Source organism: Verrucomicrobiota bacterium, assembly GCA_037139415.1.
Taxonomy (GTDB): Bacteria; Verrucomicrobiota; Verrucomicrobiia; order Limisphaerales; family Fontisphaeraceae; genus JBAXGN01.
This window is the reverse complement of the sequence record JBAXGN010000001.1, coordinates 20,639-47,052: the sequence shown is the minus strand read 5'-3', so window position 1 is coordinate 47,052 and position 26,414 is coordinate 20,639. Positions and strand designations below refer to the sequence as shown.

The following is a 26,414-nucleotide window of genomic DNA, read 5'->3' as shown; positions in this document are numbered from 1 at the left end:
GCGGGACGCCCAGCCCAGCGAGGCACCCACAAGGGAGTGCGGAATTGGGACAGCGATCCCCGATGCCGCGCTAGCCCGTGGTGTTGGACCGGTTGCGGGACGGAAAGGCGACCGGGACGTCTGGCGAAGGCTTGTGTACGAATTCCGTTTCGAGATCATTGGCTGCCGGCTGATGTTCTTGGTCTAACAATTCCCAACCCAGGCGGAGGAGGGCGCGCGTGGAAAGCCGCAGGTTTAAGTCGCGCCGAAAGAACCCTCTGAAGCGATATGTGCGGCGAAAACTTTCAACTTCGAGTTCAATGTCTTGCGGACGGGTATCCATGCTGACATCGCGGATCAAAATAAAATCGTCGTAAAATACATTTGGCGATACTAGAAAAACCAGCCGGCCCAGCCAGCGTTTGCCCCGGGGCAGGCATAACCGCCAGACTACCAGCGGATACTTCTCTGCGGAGCATTGATAGCGCTCACAGACAGCCTGGCAAAAGGTCTGATTGGTTTTTGATATCATCATCGTTTATGGTTGCACATAAGCTGAACTAACCAAAAATCGGATTAGACAACAATAGCTAAAACTACCTTTTAAAAGGTAGCTGGCACAGGCAGGCGAACGGGCACGGCAGAAGAGTTCCTTTCCGAATGGGCGCGCCTTTGGGTTGGGAGTCCCGCCGCCAGGCGGCCAGCGGAGCCCCGGCGAACGACGGATGAAAAACGTTCGATCTCAGGTGCGAATCGCGCACCCAAGGCGGAAGCCGGGACGCCCAACCGGCGCCGATTTTCGCCGCGCTGCTCATTCGCGATGGCTCCCACCGGCGCCAATTTTACGGCCACTTTTTGATTGCCTAAAGCCGCAGACGGGCTAGCCTCCCGGCATGGCAAGCAAGCCGTTTACCGTCGCGCTGATTGAGGATCATCAGATCCTGGCGGAACTCATGGGGAAGTGGATTAACTTGCAACCCGATTTCAGGCTGGTGGGTTGCGCCGCGGATGGGGAAGCGGGACTGCAACTGTGCCTGCGCCTGCAACCTCACCTGGTGCTGCTGGACATCGAATTGCCCAAACTGGACGGGCTGCAACTGGCGCTCACCCTGCTGGAGCAATTGCCGCAGACCCGGCTGCTGGTCATGTCCGGACTGGTGGACCCGCACACCGTTTGGCGGGTCATCCGAAGCGGCGTCCATGGCTATATTGAAAAGACACAATCCCCCCCGGAACTGTTGCAGACCATGCAAACCGTGAGCCAAGGCGGCACCTATTTCAGTCCCGGGTTCATGAAGGTGAAGGAGGAGTGGTTATCCCGCCCCGATGCCTTTCAAAAAATATTAAGCGCACGGGAACAGGAAGTGATTAAGCACATGTTCAAAGGCTGGGATGATGAAACCATTGGCCAAACCATGGAAATCACCCCCGCCACCGTCGCCATGCACCGGAAAAATCTCCGGGAAAAATTGAGCCTCCATAGCGACCGCGACCTGATGGGATACGCCCGCCGGTGGGGCTTGGATGTGGCAAACAAACAGCGGACATGACCAAAGCAGAAAGCAGAAAGTGGAAAGTGGACGCTTGATTTGCGCGGCATGGCGACCGGGAGCGGATTCAATGTTTCATGCCAGCCGCCGAAGTTAACCGTAGAAAAGATTGATAATCAATGGGTCGTCAAAAAGAGACTTGCCGTTTAATTAAAACAGACCATTCTTACCCATAGTAGTTTTTGGTGATGAAAAAACGGCTATTGTCATGTCTGAGTTGGTGGCTGGTCACGTTGAGTTTTGTGTCATTCGTGGCCTTGGAAGCCATTGCAGTGTATTATTTGCTACGCGCGGTCGGGGTTGTCCAAGGGGAATTGCCGTTCGCACCACAGAAATAACATTCCTGAGTGGTGATCGCGATGAATACGTTTTACTTAAAGTGCGATTTCTTTAACGTTATCTTAAGCGGAATGGCCATAAAATGTGCAAAATTAGCCACCTTTATAAAAACCGTTGACGCCTGACGGACTTCCTTTCAAGATGGTCGCGACGAAAATATCATTCGTCAGGTGTGAAACGAGTTCAAATGGTCCTTGATGACACATGGTGGAATGGGATGACGGCCAGCCCGGCAACGAGCATAGGCCGTCGGTGCCGCGCGCACAACCAGGCGCGGCGGGACTTGGGGTGTACCATCACGTTGCCAGCCGGATTTCTGCTGAATCATTAAACCTAAAACTAAAACAGTCTGTCTTCATGAATATTCACGAATATCAAGCCAAACAGTTACTTGCCCAGGGCGGCGCAGCCGTGCCGGTCGGCGAGGCGTGTAAAACCCCCGAACAAGCTCGGGCCGCCGCGGATAAATTATTCGCCGCCGGTTTCAAGGCCGTGGTGGTCAAATCCCAAATCCACGCCGGAGGGCGCGGAAAAGGAACGTTCACGAACGGGTTCCAGGGTGGCGTAAAAGTCTGCCAATCCGCCGAGCAAGCGCAGCAAATGGCCGCCGCCATGCTCGGTAACGTGCTGGTAACCAAACAGTCCGGTCCGGAAGGCCGCCTGGTCAGCACCGTACTGGTGGAAAGCGCCGCCAAAATTAAAAAAGAGCTGTACCTTTCAGTGCTGCTCGACCGCGCCAAATCGCTGCCGCTGATCATGGCCAGCACGGAGGGCGGTATGGACATCGAGGAAGTCGCCGCCAAACATCCCCGCAAGATTCTGAAGGAACATGTGGACCCGCAGGTGGGGCTATGGCCGCACCAAGCGCGCAAGATCGCGGTGAAACTCGGGCTCAAGGGGGACTTGATCGCCTCCGGCGCCAAGGTCATCGCGGGCGTGTACAAAACCTGGCTGGAATGCGACGCCTCCATGGTGGAAATTAACCCGCTTTGCATCGTGGAACTGCCCGATGGCAAGGAAACGCTGGTCTGCCTGGATGGTAAAATCGGTTTGGACGACAATGCCCTGTACCGCCACAAAGACATCATGGCGATGCGCGACTTGGCGGAGGAATCACCGCTGGAAACCGAAGCCAGCAAGTACAACCTGAATTACATCAAGCTGGACGGCAGCATTGCTTGCATGGTGAACGGAGCCGGGTTGGCGATGGCCACCATGGATATTATCCAGCATTATGGCGGTATGCCGGCCAATTTCCTGGACGTTGGGGGTGGCGCGAGCAAGGAACAAGTGATGGCCGCGTTCAAGATCATCCTGAGTGATCCGAAGGTCAAGGCCATCCTCGTCAACATCTTCGGCGGCATCATGGATTGCAACACAATTGCCCAAGGCATCGTCGCCGCCGTCAAGGAAACCGGGCTGCCCCTGCCATTGGTTGTTCGCCTGGAGGGCAACAACGTGGAACTGGGCCGCAAAACACTCGCTGAATCGGGCCTGACCATCATCTCAGGAACCACCATGGCGGATGCCGCCCAAAAAGTGGTGCAAGCCGTCGCGAAATAACTGAACTCATAACCTTTAACTGAGATTTTATATGTCCATTCTGATTCAACCCGATACGAAAATCATCATTCAGGGCATCACGGGCAGCTTTGGCGCGCGTCATGCACAATTGAGCCTCGCCTACGGCACGCAAGTCGCCGCAGGCGTGACCCCCGGCAAAGGCGGGCAGTTGTTCGACAACAAAGTTCCCATCTTTGACACCGTGGCTGAAGCCTCCAAGGCCACCGGCGCGAAAGTATCCGCCGTTTTTGTACCGCCGCCGTTCGCAGCCGATGCAATTCTGGAAGCAGTGGAATCGAAACTGGACTTGGTGGTGTGCATCACCGAAGGCATCCCCATTGCGGACATGGTGAAAGTCAAAGCGGCGATGCAGGGCAAAAAGACCCGCCTCATCGGGCCCAATTGTCCCGGGGTGGTAACCCCAGGCGAAGGCAAAGATTCGACCGGCGGCTGCCGCATCGGCATTTCTCCCGGCTACATCCATAAGAAAGGCAACATTGGGGTGGTTTCCCGCAGCGGCACTCTGACCTATGAAGCCGTATGGCAACTCACCTGTCGCGGGGTTGGCCAGTCCACCTGCGTGGGCATTGGCGGCGACCCGGTCAACGGCACCTCGCACCTCGACATCATCAAGATGTTTGCCGCCGATCCGGAAACGCACGGCATCATTATGATTGGCGAAATCGGTGGCAGCGCGGAAGAGGAAGCCGCTGCCTGGATCAAGGCCAATTGCAAGAAGCCGGTGGCGGGTTTCATCGCCGGTGCCACGGCCCCTCCGGGACGCCGCATGGGCCATGCCGGTGCCATCATCAGCGGCGGCAAAGGCACAGCGACAGCGAAAATCGAAGCCTTCAAGGACGCTGGCATTGGAGTGGCAGTGACCCCATCCGAGATGGCGGACACGCTGTTGAAGATGATGTGATTTAAGCTGGAAAGCTGAAGTATACACCGGGCTGGGGAAACCCAGCCCGGTTATTTTATTCCCGCAGTAGGAACAATGCGTCGCGTTCGCCGAGGGTCACCTTGCCGCTCACGGGCTGGCCGTTGTTGTTCGTGGCGTCCTGTCCGCTGGTCGCGTTAATGCAGCGCGGAGGCAACGCGAAAACGACACGCGAAAAGGACAGCCGATCGAATAACAACTTATCGGAGTATCCTTCGTGAGATGTATTCCTAAATCACGCTTTTACGCAACGTTCTTGTCGCGGCGGTGTCCAATATGGTATAGAGTGTACTTATGAATAGGCCATGGATCGCGTTGAGATGGATGGGCGGGATGTTGCTGCTGTGCGGGCTGTTGTCTGCCGCCGCCGCTGCGCCTACGAATAGCCTTTCGTGGGATCGCCAACGCATGGCGTTGACGGCTGAAATCCACGAGGCGCCGTTGCCGGTGTTTCTCAGCAAATTTGCGCGCGTCACGGGCTGGTTGGTGTTCATGGACCCCACTGCCTCCCTGCCGGTTTCCGCCAAGTTCAAACAGCAACCGGTGGGCGAAGCCATGCGGCGCATGTTCGGCAACCTGAGTTTTGCCCTCACCCCGCCTTCACACAAGGATGAGCCCTATAAACTGTATGTGTTCAAAAATTCCGTGCGCGATGCCACCCAGCAGGTTGCGCCGGAAGTGGATAAGACGGCCAAGCCGATCCCGGATGAATTGGTGGTCAGGCTGAAACCCGGTACGGATGCCGAGGCTCTGGCGAAAAGCTTGGGCGCAAAAATCATCGGACGCATGGATGGGAAAAACGCATACCGGTTGAAGTTTGATTCGGAAAGCGCCGCCAACGCCGCACGCAGTGCGCTGCAAGGCAATGCGGCTGTGACCAGTTTGGATTCCAATTATTATATGGATCGCCCGCGCGGTTTTGACTCTTCAATGGCCGGTTCCACGCCTGATATTCAGCTTACCGCCAAACCGCTTGGCTCGGGAAGTGGCGTGGTGGTGGGGTTAATAGATACCACGGTGCAGCGCACCAAAGCTCCCACCGATGCCTTTCTATTGCCCAGTATTTCCGTGGCGGGCGATGCCAACCCTAACGGCACGGAACCTACTCATGGTACCGGCATGGAGAGCGCCATCCTGCAAGGGATGAACGCCATTTATAAATCGGGATCTTCCAGTGTGCGGATTCTGCCGGTGGACGTGTATGGCAACAATGTCAGTACGACCACTTTTGATGTGGCCATGGGGATTGAGCAAGCGATTAACAGCGGAGCCAACGTCATCAATCTCAGCTTGGCGGGCAACGGAGATAACGCTTTGTTGCACTCTGTGATCACACAAGCCTATAACAAGGGCATTCTGGTAATTGCCGCCGCCGGCAACGATGGCAACCCGACTCCCAGTTATCCCGCCGCGTATCCGGAAGTGTTGGCCATCACTGCTGGCGACAAAAATGGCAACATCGCCACCTTTGCCAACTATGGCGGAAACGTCTCGTTGGTGGGCCCCCCCAGCGTCATTGTCAGCTACGGGGGACAGTCCTTTATCATGACCGGCACTTCCACTTCGTCTGCCTTCACTGCCGGCCTAGCCGCTGCTTTAGCTGACAAAACTAAAAAGAACTCCGTTGACATTCGGGCGCTGCTGAACCAACTTTTACCGTCTCCCAAAAAGTGATGATGGCACCGTACTTTTAGCGACTAACGCCCACCCTTTCAAATATCCTGCCACGTTCGTTCGCCCAAATGTTTGATCACTTCTTCAAAATCAGCGCACACCAATCCACGGTACGCCGTGAGATTACCGCCGGCCTGACCACGTTTGCGGCCATGTCGTACATCCTGGCCGTCAATCCGGCCATCCTCTCCGCCGGGGGCATGGATTTCGGGGCGGTGCTGACCGCCACCGCGCTGGCCTCGGCGTTGATGACCATCGTCATGGCACTTGCCACGAATTACCCCATCGCCCTCGCGCCCGGCATGGGCATGAATGCCTTTTTCACCTACACCATTTGCATCGGCATGAAAATCCCATGGCCCGCCGCACTGGGCATGGTGTTTTGCAGCGGGGCGATTTTTCTAGTCCTGTCGTTGACCGGCATCCGCCGCCAAATTATGGAGGCGATGCCGATGGAGATGAAGATCGCCATTTCGAGCGGCATCGGGCTGTTCATTCTCTTCATCGGGCTGAAAAACGGCGGCATCATCGCCAGTCATCCCGTCACCTTTGTGACGGCGGGCAATCTGGGCTCCCCTTCCGCGCTGTTGGTTTTGTCCGGCATTTTGCTCGCCGCCATCCTGATCTGGCGAAAGGTGCGTGGCGCGATGATCCTGTCCATCATCGCCCTGACTCTGGTCGGCCTGCTGGTGCCTGCGGCAGATGGCAAGGGAGCCTTGACCCAACTGCCCGCCAAACTGGTGGATTGGCCCGCCTCGCTCGCGCCCACGTTCATGAAACTGGATGTGGGTTACGTATTCGATAATCTGCGGGTGACGCTGCCACTGGTGTTCGCGCTGCTGTTTGTGGATCTGTTTGACAACATGGGCACGCTGATTGGCGTCTCGGCCCGTGCCAACCTGCTTGATGCGCATGGGCAGTTACCCAAAGTGGGGCGCGCGCTGACGGCGGATGCCTCGGCGGCCATGGTCGGAGCCTGCCTGGGCACTTCCACTGTCACGAGCTACATCGAGTCTGCCGCCGGAGTGGAAGAAGGTGGCCGCACTGGCATGACGTCGCTGGTCGTGGCTGTTTGCTTCCTGCTGGCCCTGTTTTTCCATCCGCTCATCAAGATGATCCCGGCGGTGGCCACCGCACCGGCGCTGGTAATGGTGGGCATTTTCATGATGCAAGGCGTCACTCGCCTGGCCCTCACGGATTTCGCCAAGGCCGCCCCGGCAGTCCTGACTATGATCCTGATGCCGCTGACCTTTAGCATCAGCGAGGGGCTGGCCATCGGTTTCCTGGTCTATGTCTGCATGGCGATCGGCACGGGACGCGGTCGCGAAATCACCCCGCTGGGCTATATCCTGGGATTTCTCTTTCTGCTGCACATCCTGTTTCGCTGAGCGCGGAATAACGGCGGCTTACGGCAGTCAGGGTGGTTCTTCCGGTTTTCACTGACCGTCAGGAGGTTATAACTTGTCACACAAAAAACACTCGACAGGCCTGTGGACGTGGGTTATAAAATAAGCCATGCTAAGTATAAAAATAAGCATATGTAATTTAACATTCCGACTATTCAGTGCCATGGCCGGATTGGTTGTCGCTGGCATTGTGCTATTGCAACCGTCGGCGGTAAACGCCCAAACGGTCACGTTCCCCGACCCGAACATGGAAAGCGCAGTGCGGAATCAGCTTGGGATTCCGGTCGGGCCGATTACTGCCGCGCAGATGCTGACTTTGACCAACCTGAACGGCAGTAACCTGGGGATTGGCGATACCACTGGCTTGGAAAACGCCCGGAATCTGGACCTGCTCGATTTAAACGGCAATACCATTACCAATTACTCGGGTATCGCCGGGCTCACCAACCTGACCCAACTCTCGCTGGCGTTCAATCCGCACACCGACCTTGCGTTCATCACGAATTTGCACAAGCTTTGGCGGGCCTTTATATACTGGGATCAGATCGCGGACATCACTCCGCTGACCGGTATGACCAATTTGCAATGGGTGGGACTGCTCGTGAACTCGTTCACCGACCCCACGCCCTTGGGCACGCTGGTACACATGACAAATCTGGACATTAGCTTCAACGGGCTTCTCAATATGGAATTTGCTGCCACCATGCCTCACCTGCAATGGTTCAATGCCAGTTATAATGATATTGGCGATGTAACTCCGGTTTTGGCGCTGACCAACTTGACCAGTCTGTATCTTCGTGGGAATCCAGCGACCAATATCACGACGCTGTCCGCCATGACCCAACTCGCGGCCCTCGGTCTTAGCGGTGATGTAATTTCCAATATCACCTTTTTGTCAGGCCTGACCCGTTTGCGAGAATTGGACCTTGGCTATAATAATACGTTAGCGGACCTTTCGCCGCTGACCAATCTCACGGCCATGACCTTGCTTGATCTGCAACGCAACGCGATTACCAACCTCGCTCCCATTGCGGCGCTAAAGAATCTTCAGTCTCTCACGCTCAACGATAATGTCGTATCGGATCTTTCCCCGCTGACCAATTGTGTGGCGTTGACATTCCTCGACGCTCACGGCAACGCCATTGGCATCCTCCCACCGCTGGCCGCTTTGAGCAACCTCTCTACTTTGAACCTGGGCGTCAACCAACTATCCAATCTGGCTCCGCTGGCAATATTGCCGAACTTGAACGATCTGACCTTTGACAATAATCAGGTGTTCGATCTTACTCCGATCAGTGGATTGACGAATCTTTACAATCTCAGCGCCAATTACAACTTGATCACGAACCTGGCCCCCCTGAGTTCACTTACCCTTTTGAACAACCTTAGCCTGTCCGGAAACCGGATTTTTCGTCTGGGCCCGTTAACCAATAAAGCCAATCTTGCTTATCTGAATCTCCAGGGCAATCAACTGGCGAACATCTCCACCTTGCTCACGATCAGCAATCTCTACCAAGTGGATGTCAGCGGTAATGACCTTGACCTTAGTCCGGGCTCAATCGCCACCAATATCATCCAGTCGCTTAGCCAGCGCAGTGTGAACGTGACGTTTCTCCCGCAGAATCTGTGCCCGATTATCACCCGGCAACCGTTTGATGCGGGCGTGGGCCTTGGCGGGAACACGGCCTTTCAGGTCTTGGCCAGCACCACCAATGTTCCGCCGGTCTTGTATTATCAATGGTATCTCAATGACGTCCGTCTAACCAACGATGCCCGTGTGGCTGGGGCTACCAACAGCCTGCTCACCATCTCCAACACACTCGTTGGGGATGCGGGGGGATACTATGCGGTGGTGACCGATGAATTCGGGGGGCGCGTTTATAGCGATGAGGCTCGCCTTCAAGTGGTCACCGTGGTGAACTTTCCCAATGCCAGCCTGGAGAGTGCCATTCGCCAAAGCCTGGGCAAATCCTCCGGAGACATTTCACCCGTTGATATGGCCACGCTCACGAATCTGGATGTGAACGCCAATTGGGGCGATCCCGCGCTGGACTTGGAGGGCATTCAGTATGCCGTCAATTTGACCATCTTGCGAATCTCAGGTGTCAACGGGAATACGCCGCTGCTGAACCCCAATCGTCTGGGAGCCCTGACCAAGCTCACCAGTCTTGTCGTTGATAATTACCCGCTCCCCGACCTGAGTTTTCTCGCTCCCTTGCCTCAGTTGCTCGATCTGGAATTGTACAACGACATGATCACCGATCTCGCCAGCGTCACCAATCTGACCCTGCTCACGCGGTTGAACGTAGGATACAATGCAATTTCCAACTTCCCGGCAAATCTCAAGCTTCCCGCGTTGTATGAGCTGGACGCCCCCGCAAACAGCCTCCGGGACATCTCCTGTCTCACGAATTTGCCGCAGGTGCTTTTTCTGGATCTGAGCGATAATCACATTGACAACCTAGCGCCGATGGTTGGACTGGATCTTGAAGTGTTGAGCTTGCAAAATAATCCGTTCACCAACGCCGACTTGCTCGCCAACTTCCCCCACCTCTCCTACCTGTATTTGGATGGCACGCCGATCACCCGGCTGGATTTCACGTCGAACATGACGATTCTCAACATTCTCACCCTGAATCAAACTCCGCTCACCGACCTCGCTCCGCTCACGAACAACCTGACGCTCTACAGCCTTGGAGTGGGCAATACGCACATTCAAAATTTCGTACCCGTTTCCCAACTGACCAACCTGAGCAGTTTTTACGCCAACGACGACCACATCACCAACCTTGCCTTCCTTGCTCCCTTGCGGCAGATGTATAGTCTTGGGCTGGCAAACAATGCGATCTCGGACCTCTCACCGTTGGCGGGACTGACCAATTTGCAGAGCCTGGTTTTGGACGGGAATTCCATCAGCGACCTTCGCAGTCTTTCCGGAATGGCCGCTTTGCGCTGGCTTTATCTAAGCTCCAACAGCCTGGCAAACATAGACAGCCTGGCCACGTTGACGAACCTTGGGTACACGGATCTCCGGTTCAATGTGCTTAATACCAACAACTCCTCCACGGCCATGACTGTCATTCAGGGTTTGACCAACCGGCTGGTCAGCGTTTCCTATCTGCCGCAACGATCCCTGACCATCATCCGTCTAAGCAATTCCCTGAAGGTGCCCGGAAATTTCTTTCAATCCACTGTTACTGGCGATCCCGGCCAAGTATTCCAAGTGCAGGTTTCTTCTGATCTGAAGGTCTGGCTGCCTTCGATTTTTATAACCAACGGGGCCGCCACGACCACGTTCTCAAATATCCCAGCTTCGGGCCCATATCGGTTCTATCGGTTGCTGGCTTATTAGCTTTGGGCAAGGGCTTTCGTGCTTGCGCAAACGCCGGCCAACGGCCAAAGTTTGCGCGGTAGCATTGTGTCATGCTGACGACGTTGCGCATACGAAACTTGGCCTTGGTGGAAGACCTGACGGTCGAACTGCAACCCGGCTTCAACGCCATTACGGGTGAGACCGGCGCGGGCAAATCCATCATCATTGGCGCGCTCAACCTGGTGCTGGGCGAGCGGGCTGACCGTTCCCTGATTCGCGCCGGCTGCGATGGATGTTCGGTGGAGGCCGTGTTTGAGGTGGGGCGCTTGCGCGCGCCGCTGAAAAGTTTCCTGGAGGAAAATGGGCTGGAACCTTGCGCGGATGGACAGCTTTTCCTCAAGCGCGCCTTTACCGCCGCCGGCGCCAACCGGCAGTTTGTCAACGGTTCCCCGGCCACCCTCAACACCCTGGCGGCGCTGGGCGAATGGCTGGTGGACATGCACGGCCCGCACGACCACCAATCCCTGCTGCATGCCGCGCGTCAACTCGCCATCCTGGATGCGTTCGGAAAACTGGAACCCCAGTGCGATGCGTTTGCCGGCTTGCTGCGGCAGCGCCAGGTGCTGGTGGCCAGCAAGGCCGCGCTGATTGTGGATGAGCGGACTTACGCGCAACAACTGGACTTGCTGCGCTTCCAGGTTCAGGAAATCCGCAATGCCCGGCTGCAGCCGGATGAAGAGGCCGTCGTGGAAGCCGAGTACCGCCGCGCCAGCAACGCCGCGCGGCTGCTGGAACTCAGCCAAAGCGCCCAGAATCTCCTCGCGGACAACGAACCCGCGCTGCTCACCCAGATGGGGGCGCTGGGCCGGCTGTTGCAGGATTTGCAGCGGCTGGATTCCGGGGTTGTGCCGCTGGCCGAGGCGCACGCGCCGCTGGCCGAGGCGCTGCGCGATTTGCACACCGAACTCAGTCATTATGCGGACAAGCTGGACCTGGACCCCGACCGGCTCCGCGAGGTCGAGGAGCGGGTGAACGTGCTGCACTCGTTGAAACGAAAATATGGCGGCACCCTCGCCGATGTCATCGCGTTTGGTGAGGCGTCCGCCGCCAAGCTCCAGAGTCTGGAGAGTCGCGATGCCGAACTGGCCCGGCTGCAAGCCGAACTGGAAAGTAATTGGGCCACCTTGCGCAAAGCGGGTGACAACCTCACTGCCCGCCGCCGCAAATTGATCCCGCCGCTCGCCAAAGCCGTGGAAAAGCAACTAACCGAACTCGGTTTCAAGCAAAGTCGGTTTGACGTCGCGCTGACGACCCAGAACGCTCTGGCCGCAGACGGCACCCTGCCGTCGCTCAGCGGTTTTGATACGGTGGAATTCCAATTCGCACCCAATCCAGGGGAGCCGCCGCGGGCGCTGCGCGCGATTGCCTCCTCGGGCGAAATGGCGCGGGTGATGCTGGCGTTGAAGACCGTTTTGGCGGCCGAGGACGAGATTCCCGTGCTGATTTTTGATGAAGTGGACGCCAATATCGGGGGCGAGACCGCCCATGCGGTGGGCGATAAGATGGGCCAGATCGCGCGCCAGCGCCAGGTGTTGTGCATTACCCACCTTGCGCCGGTGGCGGCGGCGGCGGACGCGCATTACGTGGTGGACAAGCAGGTGAAAGACGGGCGGACGCTCTCCCTCATCCAGCAATTGGAACCGGCCCGGCGCGCCGAGGAGCTGGCCCGAATGCTGGGCGGCGGCAAAGCCGCGTTGCAACACGCGACTGCTCTGTTGGAACAACCCAGATAGCCCAGCCGCCATGAAGGATACAACCAATGATTACCGCGTGGTTTTGGCAACACGTGATGGATTTGACACCCTGCCAACTCTGACTTAGCTTGAACTATGAACGCATCACTCCTCACCGTGTGTATCAGCCAGTTTGACCCGCAGAGCGGATCGCTCCGCGATTGGTGCCTCAACACTATTGTGTATGACACGAGCGAAACGGAGGCGCGAACCTGGTTTGAGGCGGCCATCATTCGCGCTTATACCAATGAGTTGGCCGGCCCGCCCACCGTTGAAAAAATGGTTTCTGCCCCGGTGTTGTCCGACCTGCTTGCCGAAGCAGGTGCCACCCCCATCCAATGGCCGCAACTCGTCGAGGATGCCTTCGCGGCACTTCAGGCGACGGAAAGCATCTATCAGGAGCTGGGCTTCTGGGTGGATTGCGAGCAGGTCGTGCCGGTGGCCAAGCTTCCGACCGATGTCGAAACGTTACGGAATCGGCTTCCGTCCGATATCAACACTGCCCTAAACTGGCAGGCGGATAAATTCGCATACTTTCTGATCAGCGCCCTCAAGCCGGTCCCGCCGCCACCGCCGGAATACGATGAATTGGGGGAACCGGTGGATGATACCGAACTCGACAATTCAGACCTGTCGCATCCAGCGGATCACCTGAATTCATTCCCTGAATTGGCCGAAAAAGATAAAGTTGCGGTAGTGAAGGCACGCAACGCCGTCGTTGCCGCCTGGCTGTGGCGTCGTCATGCCCAAGGTACCCCCTTGGAGAAAAACGCCATCCGGGTTGATCCCTGGCGCGGCGCGGAACGCTTCGGCGAAGAACCGCCTGTAATCGCGCATTAGCCTGGCTTTATGCCGCGCCTTTCAGGCTTTCATCCGAGTCTTTGATGACAAAGCGCGCTTTCAGCCGTGCCACTTCACTGGCCAGGTTGGCCAGTTTGACTGAGTTCAACACTTCGTTGAAATCCTTGTACGCGGCAGGCGCCTCATCCTTTGGATACTGGCGGCAGTTGGTCAGGATATCATGGGCGACGAATTCGGCGTCCACGGTTTTCTGATCCAGTTCGCGAATGGCCGCCTTGCGTCCCTTGGCCCGGCCCGCGCCATGGTTCACGCTGTAACAACTCAACGCGGCACCGTCATTGGCTACCATCACACACGATCCGGCAGCGGGATTGCCCGGCAGCAGAATAGGGTGACCGGTCTCGTAGAACAACGTGTCCTTCAGCGCATGGTGTCCGGCTGGGAACGCACGGGTTGCCCCCTTGCGATGCACCCAGCATTCCCGGTTTTCCACAATCTCGCGCCGGGCAATGTTGTGGCTGATGTAATAGACCAGCGAACCTTTTACACCCGGGATGATTTCCTGGAATGCCTCCAAGACCAGCGCGTTAATCAATAGGTGGTTTACCGTGGCAAAGTTTCCGCCCAGCGCCATGTCATCCAGATAGGCATCCGCCTCCGGTGTGCCTAACGGCGCATAGACTAACTCGCGATCCGCGCCGGGCAGGGGAATGCTCCAGGTCTCGAACTTGGCCTGCAGGGTTTGAAATTGGCCCTTGGCCAACTGGTACCCAAAACCGCGTGAACCGCAATGCGAGAGAAACGCCACATTCCCATCGCGCAAGCCAAACACTTCCGCCGTCCGGCGTGCGCGCGCATCGTCGGCAATCTTCACCGCCTCGCATTCGCCAAAATGATTTCCGCCGCCGTATGATCCAAGCTGGCGCACTTTTTCCTCGAAGCGAGCAAACTTGCCGGTGGTCAACAAAAACTCCAGCCGATTGGCCAGATCATCCCGGGTTCCGGAATGTCCCACATGAAATGCGTCCTCGCAACGTTGCGCCCAGGCCGTGGGAATTCCCAGTTCGCGGCACACGCCTTCCGAAGCGCCCTCCACGGCGACGCGACGCCCCAGTTCGACAGAAACCGGACGCCCCTTTTTAACCGAGCGTTGTCCGCGACCGGGCCCGGTCGGTGTGCGTTCAGTGATGGCGTTGATTAGGGAGCGGCGGATCGGTTTGTCATCCACCTGATCGTTCGGCAGCTCCAGTTGCAACAGGCTCATGGAGCATTTGATATCCACCCCTACCGGGCCGGGATAAATATGGGTCGGGGAAACTAGCACGCAACCCACAGGCGCGCCGTATCCGGCGTGTCCATCGGGATTCAACACCAGTTCCGTAACTCCAGGGGCACTGCGGGAGTTAAGCGCCTGTTCAAGGCAGGTGGCGTCAAAGCTGTCCCGGATGGCCTGGGTGGCGATCACGGTAATGGGCTTTCCCTTGGAGTCGCGCGCTGGCAAATATCCGGTGGCTTCACCCGTGGGATGGATATGGGGAACGGAACTATTTTGTATGTTATCGCTCATAAAATTTATGGATGCATCATTTATTGCTGCCGTAACAGGTGTGACAAAAGGTGCCGAAAGACTGCTCTACCATTGAGCTATGGCCCCACCTGTTGGAGCCATCGGAATTCGAACCCGGAACATGTACTTTCGACGGCATTCGTCATAAAAAATTCTACGACTTTTTAGTTGCGAATAGCGACATGTTTTTGGAGTTCGCCCGTTCCCACGAAGCCAGGTGGTCGGATTCCCCAAGAAGTCTTGATCCATGGAATCCTGTGGCTACGCGCTGCCTGGGAGTGGCGAGCATGATCCGCGCATGGACATTTCGGCAAAATACGATACACTGAAGAGCATGATTAAGACCGTGGCAATCATTGGTGCGTCGAATGACCGGAGCAAGTACGGTAACAAAGCCGTGCGGGCGTTCCGGCAGCAGGGTTTTATCGTCTATCCAGTCCATCCCAAAGATTTGCGAGTGGAGAACATTCCCGCCTATCGCAGTATTCTGGATGTGCCGGGGCGACCGACCAAAATCAGTGTGTATGTTCCGCCGTCAGTCGTGCTCAAACTGCTGCCGGACATCGCCAGCAAAGGGTGCGAGGAATTCTGGTTGAATCCCGGGTCTGAGTCGCCGGAAGTCATGGTGGAAGCGGAGCGTTTGGGCCTGAATGTCATTCAAGCGTGCAGTATCGTGGCCATCGGCCAGGATCCGCACCAAATGGATTAAACCTACTTCGCGGCCCCGGTGCCGCCAAAGCCGGGCTTGGGCTGACCGGCGTCATCCAACTGGTTGCATACCCACAGCAGGCCATTGGCCAACAGTTGGTGGTACACCGGCATATCGGTGGTCGGCGGCCCGTGGCCCAAGGTGGTGCCAAAGACGCGGGCCTTCCCGTATTGGTTGACCCAAGTGACAACCTGATCTTTCTTCGAGGTGTCGCTGTACGCGGTCATCAGGGGTTTGGCGTTGGGCCAGAATTTCACGTTCTCATACAGCTCATCCTTCTCGGTCTTCCAGTTGGCGGGCCAAAAGCGACTGATCGGATGGTCCTCCGCCTTTTTCGTGGCGATGGGACCAGCCTTGTCATGCCGGGTGGAAGTCATCCCGATGGATTCACAATAGGCGTCGCGTTCCAGTGCCCGGAATGAATGCGTGGTGCCATGGATGAAGACCGCCGGTTTGCCGGCGCGGATGGTCGCCGCGATGTTATCCACGATCGGCTTGCCGTCCTTGTCGTGCTGTGAAAAGAAATACACCACCACGTCGTAGCCATCGGCGTAGCCGGGTTTAGCCAGTTTCTTGTAATCCCATTCCACCTCAAAGGTGACGTTGGCGTATTTCTGAATACTCTGGGTTAATGAAGGCGTCAGCCCTTTGTAATCGTGGAAACCGCCGCCGGTCATCCACAGCACTTTCAGCGGTTTGGCATCCCCGGCGGCCAGCGGGAGGCCGGTAATGAATGCCAATAGGGCGAGCAGGAATCGGCTTAAATTAATTTTCATACGTGACGTAAAGGATGCCTTTTTCAACGCCGTTGGCAAGCCAACTCCTGAAAAATTTCCGCCTTGCCAATTCACTCGACGTGGTTTTCGCCAACTCCCTTGGCTTGTTCGCGCGTCCGCCGTCGGCTGAACGTCAGCGAAATGACCACCAAGACCGTGCCGAGCACGAGGTAAGAGAGAATCCGATATTCCGGTTTGAATTGAGTGGTGCCCAGCATCAGGACATGGAATACCGTTAGCAGTAGCGTGAAATGCCCCATCCACCGATATTTCTGATTGTGAAGCACCCGGCAGAGCAAGTAGTACAGTCCGGCGAGGGCCACCCAGGATATGGCCACCAGAGATCGGGGCACCAAGTGGTGCGAGGCATAAGGGAACACGACAAACACCACGACGAGATAGGCATTGCGCATCGTCTCGGTTCGCAACTGCAAGCGTTCCTGTTGCCAGTTCAGGATGCGGGCACTGACCAAGGCGACCAGCCCGAAGCCAATGCTTATCCCGGTCTCCCGTTTGGCGACGAACATATAGCCAAGCACTATGGCGACGTAGATGAAAAAATTGGCCACGACGATAAATGGTGAACGAAACCATAAGGCCGTGGCGACCACAACCAGGCTTTGGGCCGATAACCAGATGAAAATATCCGGAACCGGAAACGCCTTAAGAATGGCCACACTCATGGCCATATAGCCGGTGATGGCATAAAACGCGCAAGCGATCCGGTTGGACCTGACCATCCAGAGCGCCGCCGCAACTCCGACAAAAACGACCGAAGCGACCAGGTGGGCAAAAACGAGGACCGAATCGAACGCGAGGACCGTATGCAGCAAAAACAGTCCAAAACACGCGCTGGCATTGAACAAGGCATGACTGCTCAGCAGGTACTCCTTGTCTTCCTGAGCTTGACTGAAAAAGGATGGGAACGCGAAGATCACCCCGCAAAGCAAAAGGCAAAAAACGCTGCTCAATGGCTCCCCGACGATCCGCAGTTCATTTCCCCGCAAAGGATTATTCATCGCCCAGAGCAAATACGTCAGGTAGGTGGCACCCATGCCAGCCAGCAGAATGACCGACCAACGATGTTGCGCCCACGCATAGACCACCAGGACCGACAACCCCACGAGCACAGGAAACAGAAACCACGCTGAATTTAGTATCAACGATGTGGCATAGCCCATGCCCAGCGCCAGAGCGGTCAGCCAGGGCGATTTACGCCGGAGTGCAATCGTCAGGTTGATGCCGGCCACCACCAACAGCAGTGATTTACCGGTCAGGGTGGTGATCGAGAGGGCCGGTGTCGGTGTGAAAAAAAAGAGGCGCAATGTAGCAAAAAAGAGCAGCACCATGGCCGCCGACCGGAAATAGCGGGAGACCAGTTCGAACGATTTCTGCCACAGATGGGCTACCAGAAAGAGCCCCCCGACCAGCGCGTATCCCAGACACGAGGGGAGGCCGGAAGGCAACCCGGGATAGGGGAGTGACAACGCAAAACCGGCGCCAAGCGCCAGCACCAGAATGCCCGCCCGGGCAAACCACGTCTGCCCCAAGGCAAACTCCAGTTCATCCTCGCGGCTGCCGCTTGGCTCCGGAGCGGGCAAGGCAACGCGGGCGTCCGCCACCGGCGTTGCCGTGGCAGGATTGTCATCCCGGCGCGCCGCCAGTTGCAACTGGGCTTCGATCCGCGCCAGTCTGGCTTCGATCCGGTCCAGTCTTTCGGCGGACCCGGCAGGGTTCAACGACTCAGCATTGATGCTCATAGGCAACCTGGAAAAGCGCAACCTGACGTTCAATCTGCGATCAGGCCACCCTGCCAGCTTACAGGCAACCACCCCGAACCTGGCCGCGCTAAAAGGTGTCCGCCAGGAAAATTATCCAAGAAGCCGGGAAATGACAATCCTTATTATAAGCAAACTTAACACCTATAATTTATGGAACTGATAGGCGCAGGCAAGCTTGTCACGGCATGGGCTGGTGGAAAATTCGGCGGCGCAAGAACCGGCAGCCTGCAACCATGTTCGCCGACGGATGAATTGAGCTGTCCGGTCTTTGCCGCCACCACCGTTTATTCCAAATCGCTATCAAGATGAGACTAATTCGCTGGTCTTCTGAGCTGCTGGCTTCGTTGCTCGCTCGTTATCCCGACAGGTCGGGACGGGTATGCGCCTCGCTCGCGTCTCGCTAGCCGCTCAAAATCCGGCGCGCCTTAGTCTCAGCTTGAAAGCTCATTGGAATTAATGTGCCTCCGGGTATTGCTGGGGCGGCGTGCCGTGGGATTCAAGCAGGCCCGTTTTCAAAGTCGGGTCCTCGCCATAAGGGGCTATCCGCTCCAATACAACATCAAATTTCCAGCGATCACTCAGTTTGGTGGCAGGTCGCTCAGGGGGATTTCCCCGCGCATCAGTTTTGCGCCCGCGCCGGTGAGGCGGAGATAATGGTCGCTCGGCAACCCCTCGTAGGTCACAAACTGGGATTCATTGCTGACCGGCACATCATTGGTGCATTTGAAAATGGCGGTGCCTTCATCCACCTCGTCGAACATGGCCACATAGACCATCGAGGCTCCCGCCTTTTTAACCTCGCAGAATTGGGACCAGAGAAATTGCCCGCGCAGCCGCGGCGTTTGATCCAGCGGCGCCCCCTTCATGTTGTGCCAACTGAAACCGGGAAACACCACGGGGAGATAATCCAACTTGTGTTCGCGGCACCAGACCAGGTCGGGCTTCAAGAACCGCTCGCTGTGGCGTGAAACATCGGCGGGGGTGCGGTAACGTCCAACTGTCCAGGGGCTGACCATGTCGGCCTGCTTGAGCAGTTCCAACAGCGCCGGATCGTTGACGGCGTCGCGTTTCAACTCGCGCCACGAGGTGGGCACCCCGAGCATGACAGTGCAGCCACCGGCCTGCGCGTCGTTTTTCAGAAACTCAACCAAGCGCCGGCATTCCTCGATGGTATAGGCGCGCCCGTCGTTGAACCCAACACCCCACACGACTACGAGCGGTTTGCCGTGATGCCGCTGATACGCCGGGTCTTCCGTGATGTGCATGCGCGTACGCAGCAGCCGCCAATCGTCCATGACCATACTGATGCGGTTGGTGCCCAGGCCGCTGAGATCATACATGACCGCATAAGCGCGCCCGCTGCGGTTGGCCCCCTCGCGGCAGTGCGCGAGCACCGTATTGTTTTGCCGGAGCGAGCGAGGATCATTCACGCCGACGGCAAATCGCTGCACCAACGCCCCGTCAATGCCGTAGGTGCGCATCCACTCAAAGTGGCGCAGCACGGTTTTGTTTTTAAACGAGCTGAAGACCTCGGCGGGTTGCCCATCCGGTCGCTTGAACCCGGTGGCAAACCGTTCGTCGGCGCCCAGTTCGGAAACGTCGGGCCAGAAATCAATTTTGGCATTGCCCGGTGCCAGCGCGCCTTTGCCTTTCGTCCAGTGTACCCAGCCGCGATCCGCCCCGTCACCCTCGGCGTTGAACCAGCCTTGATACCCGCAAACCACTTTATTGCTGAGGGTGCTGGTATCCACCCCGCGCACGGAAGGGCCGGTATAGGGTTTGAGGGTTTCCGCCAGCACGGCGTCGCGCGCGGCTTGGCGCGAATCGGCCGCGCCCGCCAACCCGGCAAGTGCGAATGGTAACACAAGGTACGTGATCAATTTCATCAGGCACTATCTAAACACCGCTTTTGCAGGGCCGTCAATCAGACAACACGGATTACCCGATTGCAGGCTGGCCAGTTTGGGCGCCTCCAACGGCGAATAATTGAAAGCGATAAAACTGCTTGCGAAATTCCTCAAAATTTTCAGTTGCATTAGCGGCTTCCCGGGGTACAGTTTTGGAACGACAACCTATGACAACAACGCAAAAAACAAATTCGGCGCAGGCCAAGGATACCAAGGCTATGCGCATTCTCATCGTTGATGACCACGCCATCGTCCGTCGCGGTCTGCGGCAGATCCTGACGGATGCGTTTCCGAACGCAGTGTTTGGCGAAACCGCTTCCGCGGATGAAACCCTTCAGAAAGTGGAGGAGTTCCTTTGGGACATCATTATTCTCGATATTTCCATGCAAGGCAAGAACGGGCTCGATGTGCTGAAGCAGTTGCGGCCCAAGTTTCCCAAACTGCCGGTGCTCGTCCTGAGCGTTCACGCTGAAGAACAGTATGCCATGCGTGCGTTCAAAGCGGGTGCCAATGGCTACATGACCAAGGAAACCGCCCCGGAAAAATTGATCGAAGCCGTGCAACATGTGATGACCGGCCGGCCTTACATTAGCGCTTCGCTGGCCGAACGCTTGGTGATGGAAATGAGCACCACTGATACCCCGTTGCGCAAGCTGGACAATTTGTCAGATCGCGAATTGCAGGTATTGCAGCGCTTTGCGGCCGGCAAGACCATGACGGCGATCGGCATCGAACTCGGACTCAGCATCAAAACCGTAAGCACCTATCGCTCGCGCGCCATGGAAAAACTCGGTTTGGCCAACAATGCCGATCTGATGCGGTTCGCCATCGAAGAAGGTCTGCCGGATTAAGTTTGACGCGATGGGGAAAAACGGCTGGGAATGGGGTGACCGACGGGACTTGAACCCGCGACATCCAGATCCACAATCTGGGGCTCTAACCAACTGAGCTACGGCCACCAACCAGTTCTGCCAAAGCCTAAAATCCTTATCGCCTCACGTCAAGCTCTTGATTTGGGAATATTTTTCAAAGGCATACTTCGACAGGTATTCGTTGACGGCTTGCGTGACCAGACCAATAAACTGGAACCTTTAACGATTCATAAAATCGTGAGTTATCCGATGATGACTTGCTTTCGTTAATAAATGCCATTCATAACTAATTCTTGTACAGTAGGTTGCAAAGCTTGTTTTTTTCTTGGCGTGATTGTAACCTTTTCCAACGCAAGTGCGTCTAACTCGAATGTCGCCGAAACGCGACCGAAACGAAAATAACAAAAATAAAGACTAAATAGATATGAAGAAACTAGTAGTGCTGGCCTTGACATTGGCGTGTGCCGTTGCAATGAGCGTGTCTGCCGCCGAAGGCAAAAAAGGCATGACCGATGAACAGAAGGCTGTGTACAAGGAAATGCTGGAAAAGTATGACACCAACAAAGATGGCAAGCTCGACAAAGAAGAGCGGGCCAAGATGAGCGCCGAAGACCAGGAAAAGCTCAAGAAGTTGTTTCCCCACAAGAAAAAGGAACAGCAATAATCATTTTCACCGCTTATCTGGTCGCGGATAGGTGATAAAAATACAAATCCGCCATTCGTCACCCGCTTTGGGAACGACGAATGGCATTTTTATTTTTAGTCGGCAACCAATAGCAGGCAGAATGCCAACAATTTGCGTGGCGCAAAAGCGCCGAAAAAATGGCGTGAAAGGCAGGTTGGCTTCCCAAGCCCGCCACGAGTCAGATGCCCCGCAGTGGAACGTTCGCTTCGCGAAAGGTGGTCTTGGAGTTCGATGCCTTGCAAAAACGCAGGTACTCCCTCTCATATATTCACCCGAACGTCCCAACCCAAGGGCCACCCACATCCAGTGCTGTCCAGGTCAACCCGCCCTTGGCTGGATGCCCCGGTTTGAGTTCGATGCCCTGGGCCGGAAAATCCGCACGGTGCAACCGGGCGGCCAGACGGAGGGCTTTACGTTTGATGCCGGCGGCAACCCAATCCGCTATACCAATTTCAACGGCGTGATCCTCACCAATCAGTATGATGCGCTAAACCGCCTGACGAACAAAACCTCGGGCAGTTATTTCGTTCGCTTTACCTATTCCAGCACTGGCCAGCACGCCACCATGGCCGATGCCAGTGGCAATTACAGTTACCTGTACGACAGCCGTGACCGGCTGACCACCAACAGCGGGCCGGTGGGAACGTTGGTCTATTCCTTTGATGAATTTGGACGCCTCACGACGTTGGCCTCTACACCGGCGAGCAATATGACCCGAACCTGGGCTTTTACTACCTGCGTGGTCGCTATTTAAATCCGGGAATGAGAAGATTCTGGACAAGGGATTTCTTCCAGGGGGTACCAAAGGGATCCAGCAAGCCTTCATAAATATCTGTATTGCCACGCTGATCCCGTTAATGGAATTGATCCAAGCGGACATGAAGATTTAGGCAGTCTAGTTCTGAATATGTCGATTCGGGCTTGGGGTACGCTCAAAGCGCGGGACCAGCAGCTACAGGCGTTAAATATGCGCTCAGCGCATTGACACTTGCCGTTGCAATTCAAAATCCCGGTGAATTCATCTCTGCTTGCGAAAGCCCGTCAGCAGCCGCTGGTCTGTTGGCCAATGATGTGGCTTTTGTAGCGTTTTACGGAAAACGAACTATCCAGTTTATTGAGGGGTATATTGCTGCTCGAACGGATGTGCAGCCCGTGGCGAAGGAGATTGCGGGCTTGCACAATGCCGCCATGTTTGGAACCATCGCGGCCAATGATGGATATAATATTTGTAACTGGAGCCGCCGGATTTATCGGCAGCAGCTTGGTGGACCTGCTGCTGAGTCAGGGTAAGCAGGTCGTCGGCTGGGATAATTTCTCCACCGGTCAGGAAGAGTTTCTGGTGTCCGCCCGCCAGCATCCGGCGTTTAAGCTGGTGCGCGGCGACAACCTGGATTTACCGGCCCTCACCGTCGCCATGGCGGGCTGTGATACGGTGTTTCACTTGGCGGCCAATGCGGACGTGCGGTTTGGTTTGGAGCATCCTCGCAAGGATTTGGATCAAAATACCATTGCCACCTTCAACGTTCTTGAAGCAATGCGCGCCAATGGCATCAAAACCATCGCCTTTTCCTCCACCGGGTCGGTCTATGGCGAGGCCCAGGTCATTCCCACCCCGGAAGACCACGCCTTTCCGATTCAAACCTCCCTGTATGCCGCCTCGAAGGTGGCGGGGGAAGGGCTCATTCACGCATATTGCGAGGGGTATAAATTTGAAGGGTACATTTTCCGGTTCGTCTCCATTCTGGGCGAGCGGTACACGCATGGCCACGTGTTCGATTTCTACAAGCAATTGCTGGAACATCCCGAATATCTGAAGGTGCTGGGGGATGGCACGCAGCGCAAATCGTATTTGTACGTGCAGGACTGTCTGGCCGCCATCTTGCATGTGATGGGGCAAGGAACCGCGCTCAAGGCCAGGCATCGCGTGGAAACCTACAATCTGGGCACCCCGGAGTATGTGAAGGTGAACGATTCCATTGGCCATATCTGCAAATTCCTGGGACTGAAGCCGCGTCTGGAGTATTCGGGAGGCAAACAGGGGTGGGTAGGTGATAACCCGTTTATTTTCCTGGAGACCAACAAGGTTCAGGGGACGGGATGGAAACCGAAGCTGACGATTGAACAAGGCATCCTCCGCACGCTGGCTTGGTTGCAACAAAACCAATGGGTGCTGCATAAGCGGGGCGCCAAGTAAACGGTCCCACTGGACTCGGCCAAGTGGCGCCTGATTTCGGGGCTGCCGCCTTGGTTGTACGGGTGCCAGAGGTGGACGGAACAATTAACAAAATTCAATTATGAATGTTACCGTGGTTGGCTTGTGGCACTTGGGATGCGTGACCGCCGCCTGTTGCGCTCGCCACTTTATTGTGGTGGGCCTGGATTTCGATCAGGAAAACGTGGCGGCGCTGAATCAGGGCCGGGCACCTTTGCTTGAACCAGGCTTGGAAGATCGGCTGGCTGAAGGCTTGAAAGCCGGGCGCTTGCGGTTCACCACGGATCCAGCCGAGGCGTGTCGTGCGGCGGAGGTTTTATGGCTGACCTATGACACTCCGGTGGATGACCAGGATGTCTCGGATGTGCCCTATGTGCTGATTCGGCTGCGGCGTTGTCTGCCGCATTTGCCACCGGGCGCGCTGGTCTTGATTTCCTCACAACTGCCAGCCGGCACGTGTGCCCAATTGGAGAAGGAGTTTCCGCAATTCCATTTTGCCTGTTCGCCGGAAAACCTGCGGTTGGGGCGCGCGCTGGAGGCGTTTGAGAAAGCCGAGCGTGTGGTGGTCGGTATGCGCAATGAGGCCGTCAAGCCGCTGCTGACGGAATTGCTGAGCCCATTTACATTGAAGATACTGTGGATGGGCACCGAATCGGCGGAGATGGTGAAGCATGCGCTGAACGCCTTTTTGGCCACGTCCGTCACCTTCATCAATGAAATCGCGCGGATCTGCGAACAAGTGGGCGCGGATGCGCGGGAGGTATCAGCGGGCCTGAAGAGCGACGTGCGGATTGGCCCCAAGGCGTATCTGGGACCGGGTGGTCCCTTTGCGGGCGGAACGTTGGCGCGGGATATCGTCAGCCTGACGGCCTTGGGTGAGACCTACGGTGAGACGTTGACGCTGGTGCCGGCAATCAAGCAGAGCAACGACCAGCACCGCCAATGGACCTGCCAACGGTTAAACACCCTGCTGGGCGGACTCACTGGGCGCGTCATCGGCATATTGGGGCTGACGTATACCCCCAATACCAGCACGTTGCGCCGAAGCGCGGTAGTGGAATTATGCCAGCAATTGACGGCGGCGGGCGCGGTCGTGCGCGCGTATGATCCGGCGGTGAAGACGCTGCCGGCGGAGCTTTCGGCGATTACGCTATGCAGCTTGGAGGACGCGGTGAAGAACGCGGAGGCGACGGTGGTGTGTACAGAATGGCCTGAGTTTCGGCGGGCGCCATGGTCGGAACTGACGGCCACCATGCAACGTAAATTAATCGTGGACGCCAACGGTTTCCTGACCAAGGAACTCAATGATATGGCGGGCGTGGAGCATGTGTGGGTTGGCCGCCCCCACCTTCCAAAGCCAATTTGATGCGTTTGCATTTGGCGTTTGGTGTGACTACGGTATCGTGAAACGGATTGATTCACCTTGATACTTGGTGAAATTTAGAGATTTATGCACAAATTACGTATGAATTATTTATGGAAACACCGCCACTGGGCAGTGGTACTGACGGCAGTGCTGGGGGCTGGGCTGGGCCAGGCGGCTGAGAAGGATGTTGCCATGCCCAAAGGGATCAAGGTCGAAAGCTATATGGGTTGGGACAAAGCGATTCGGGTGACTGCGGATGCCGCCGAAGTCCGCCTGGTGGCCATCCCGGCAGTGGGCGGTAACGTCTTGCGTTACCAGTTGATGGGGGAAAATATTTTTTGGGAGGATTCCCGCACCTTGGGGCTCACTTCCGCCCAAGTGCCCAAAGATTTCATGCCGGGCGGGTATCAACTTGAAGTGAATGACATGTCGGGCAGCCGGTCCTGGACCGCGCCGGCCACAGTCAAGGAACTTAGGGATCTCGGAATGACCATTGTGGGTGACCCCGACCCGGTTTCCGGGTTGCAATTGGAAAAAGAAATCGTGTTGGACCCCGAAACTGGGGATGCAGGCATTGTGCAGCGATTGAAGAACACCTCATTCAAGCCCCAGACCTGCTCCTTGCGCGCACGCCTGCTCTGCAAGGGAGGCGGGTACGCCATGTTGCCATTGAATAAACACAGCCGGCTGCCGGCTGGATGGGGCATCCGCCGGACGGTGGAGGGGAAAAGCGTGTACGATCATTACAAACCGGCTCTACCAACGGCAAAAATAGCCGACCAAACCCTGTTTTTGGAAACCACCTCGGGACAGGAAACCTGGGTGGGAGCGGATTGCTCCGGGCAGTGGGCGGGGTACGTGCAAGGCCAAACGATGTTAGTCGTTTACTATCCCTTTACGTACACCAATAAATACGCCGGCGATGGGCACACCGTCGAAGTGGGATGGAACGGGGCTATCACGGAAATTGCCATTATCAGTCCGCAGTTGACATTGAAGGCAGGCGAGACCTTGACCTTCCCGATGAAATGGGCGGCACTGCCGGTGTATGCCACGGTGGCCAATTTAAAGCAAGCCCGCGCCCAAGCTGCCCGGATTGCTCCCTCACCGTTCAAATAGGAATAATCCGGTGCAATTCAAAAGTAGAAAGTTGAAAACTGGAAGCTCCAAGAACGACGCTT

Annotated in this window: 21 protein-coding genes and 1 tRNA gene; 16 read left to right on the top strand and 6 right to left on the bottom strand. The window is 56.4% G+C overall.

Annotation, left to right across the window (positions count from 1 at the left end; genetic code table 11):
- Positions 1-70: 70 nt before the first annotated feature.
- A complete protein-coding gene (locus tag WCO56_00180; protein ID MEI7727957.1) occupies positions 71-514 on the bottom strand; it encodes a hypothetical protein in 444 nt (147 codons plus the stop codon).
- 358 nt (positions 515-872) lie between these two features.
- On the opposite strand from WCO56_00180, the gene WCO56_00175 reads away from it, so the two are divergent.
- The 8 genes from WCO56_00175 (at position 873) to WCO56_00140 (ending at position 13,397) form a co-directional block, all read left to right on the top strand.
- Positions 873-1,529, top strand: coding sequence for a response regulator transcription factor (locus WCO56_00175; GenBank protein ID MEI7727956.1), 657 nt, complete (start codon positions 873-875; stop codon positions 1,527-1,529).
- A gap of 696 nt (positions 1,530-2,225) precedes the next feature.
- Positions 2,226-3,431: an ADP-forming succinate--CoA ligase subunit beta gene (gene sucC / locus WCO56_00170; GenBank protein MEI7727955.1), complete on the top strand. Its 1,206-nt coding sequence runs from the start codon at positions 2,226-2,228 to the stop codon at positions 3,429-3,431.
- Between the two features lie 31 nt (positions 3,432-3,462).
- Positions 3,463-4,353 (top strand): succinate--CoA ligase subunit alpha, encoded by an 891-nt coding sequence (gene sucD / locus WCO56_00165; GenBank protein MEI7727954.1) that lies wholly within the window; start codon positions 3,463-3,465, stop codon positions 4,351-4,353.
- A gap of 312 nt (positions 4,354-4,665) precedes the next feature.
- Positions 4,666-6,045: a S8 family serine peptidase gene (locus WCO56_00160; protein MEI7727953.1), complete on the top strand. Its 1,380-nt coding sequence runs from the start codon at positions 4,666-4,668 to the stop codon at positions 6,043-6,045.
- A gap of 68 nt (positions 6,046-6,113) precedes the next feature.
- Positions 6,114-7,433 carry an NCS2 family permease gene (locus WCO56_00155; GenBank protein ID MEI7727952.1) on the top strand — a complete coding sequence of 440 codons (1,320 nt, stop codon included), beginning with the start codon at positions 6,114-6,116 and terminating at the stop codon, positions 7,431-7,433.
- Between the two features lie 181 nt (positions 7,434-7,614).
- Complete coding sequence (locus WCO56_00150) at positions 7,615-10,803, top strand: leucine-rich repeat domain-containing protein (GenBank protein ID MEI7727951.1); 3,189 nt, start codon at positions 7,615-7,617, stop codon at positions 10,801-10,803.
- Between the two features lie 71 nt (positions 10,804-10,874).
- Positions 10,875-12,557 (top strand): DNA repair protein RecN, encoded by a 1,683-nt coding sequence (recN, locus tag WCO56_00145; protein ID MEI7727950.1) that lies wholly within the window; start codon positions 10,875-10,877, stop codon positions 12,555-12,557.
- A gap of 96 nt (positions 12,558-12,653) precedes the next feature.
- Positions 12,654-13,397 (top strand): hypothetical protein, encoded by a 744-nt coding sequence (locus WCO56_00140; GenBank protein MEI7727949.1) that lies wholly within the window; start codon positions 12,654-12,656, stop codon positions 13,395-13,397.
- 7 nt (positions 13,398-13,404) lie between these two features.
- On the opposite strand, the gene WCO56_00135 is transcribed toward WCO56_00140, so the two are convergent.
- Entirely contained in the window at positions 13,405-14,925 is a 1,521-nt protein-coding gene (locus WCO56_00135; GenBank protein MEI7727948.1) for an RtcB family protein, read from the bottom strand.
- Positions 14,926-15,172: 247 nt separating this feature from the next.
- Here WCO56_00135 and WCO56_00130 point away from each other — a divergent pair, with 247 nt between their 5' ends.
- A complete protein-coding gene (locus WCO56_00130) occupies positions 15,173-15,634 on the top strand; it encodes a CoA-binding protein (GenBank protein MEI7727947.1) in 462 nt (153 codons plus the stop codon).
- Between the two features lie 2 nt (positions 15,635-15,636).
- Here WCO56_00130 and WCO56_00125 read toward each other — a convergent pair whose 3' ends face one another.
- From WCO56_00125 to WCO56_00115, 3 genes are all read right to left on the bottom strand, one after another.
- Positions 15,637-16,410 carry a ThuA domain-containing protein gene (locus WCO56_00125; GenBank protein ID MEI7727946.1) on the bottom strand — a complete coding sequence of 258 codons (774 nt, stop codon included), beginning with the start codon at positions 16,408-16,410 and terminating at the stop codon, positions 15,637-15,639.
- Between the two features lie 71 nt (positions 16,411-16,481).
- Complete coding sequence (locus WCO56_00120) at positions 16,482-18,170, bottom strand: hypothetical protein (GenBank protein MEI7727945.1); 1,689 nt, start codon at positions 18,168-18,170, stop codon at positions 16,482-16,484.
- 599 nt (positions 18,171-18,769) lie between these two features.
- Positions 18,770-20,077, bottom strand: coding sequence for a glycoside hydrolase family 71/99-like protein (locus WCO56_00115; GenBank protein ID MEI7727944.1), 1,308 nt, complete (start codon positions 20,075-20,077; stop codon positions 18,770-18,772).
- Positions 20,078-20,265: 188 nt separating this feature from the next.
- On the opposite strand from WCO56_00115, the gene WCO56_00110 reads away from it, so the two are divergent.
- Positions 20,266-20,949 carry a response regulator transcription factor gene (locus tag WCO56_00110; protein MEI7727943.1) on the top strand — a complete coding sequence of 228 codons (684 nt, stop codon included), beginning with the start codon at positions 20,266-20,268 and terminating at the stop codon, positions 20,947-20,949.
- Positions 20,950-20,980: 31 nt separating this feature from the next.
- Here WCO56_00110 and WCO56_00105 read toward each other — a convergent pair.
- Positions 20,981-21,057, bottom strand: a tRNA-His gene (locus WCO56_00105).
- A 337-nt stretch (positions 21,058-21,394) separates the two neighbouring features.
- Between WCO56_00105 and WCO56_00100 the strand changes: the two genes are divergently transcribed.
- The 6 genes from WCO56_00100 to WCO56_00075 all read left to right on the top strand — a co-directional run bounded on the left by WCO56_00100 (position 21,395) and on the right by WCO56_00075 (position 26,352).
- Entirely contained in the window at positions 21,395-21,634 is a 240-nt protein-coding gene (locus WCO56_00100) for a hypothetical protein (protein ID MEI7727942.1), read from the top strand.
- A gap of 358 nt (positions 21,635-21,992) precedes the next feature.
- The gene (locus WCO56_00095; GenBank protein MEI7727941.1) at positions 21,993-22,409 is read left to right on the top strand and encodes a hypothetical protein; all 417 of its coding nucleotides are present in this window, start codon (positions 21,993-21,995) and stop codon (positions 22,407-22,409) included.
- A gap of 167 nt (positions 22,410-22,576) precedes the next feature.
- Positions 22,577-22,945 (top strand): hypothetical protein, encoded by a 369-nt coding sequence (locus WCO56_00090; protein ID MEI7727940.1) that lies wholly within the window; start codon positions 22,577-22,579, stop codon positions 22,943-22,945.
- The gene (locus WCO56_00085; protein MEI7727939.1) at positions 22,869-23,849 is read left to right on the top strand and encodes an NAD-dependent epimerase/dehydratase family protein; all 981 of its coding nucleotides are present in this window, start codon (positions 22,869-22,871) and stop codon (positions 23,847-23,849) included. Before WCO56_00090 ends, WCO56_00085 begins: the two co-directional genes overlap by 77 nt.
- Before the next feature lie 100 nt (positions 23,850-23,949).
- Entirely contained in the window at positions 23,950-25,233 is a 1,284-nt protein-coding gene (locus WCO56_00080) for a nucleotide sugar dehydrogenase (protein MEI7727938.1), read from the top strand.
- 84 nt (positions 25,234-25,317) lie between these two features.
- Entirely contained in the window at positions 25,318-26,352 is a 1,035-nt protein-coding gene (locus WCO56_00075; GenBank protein ID MEI7727937.1) for a hypothetical protein, read from the top strand.
- The last annotated feature ends 62 nt before the right edge of the window (positions 26,353-26,414 follow it).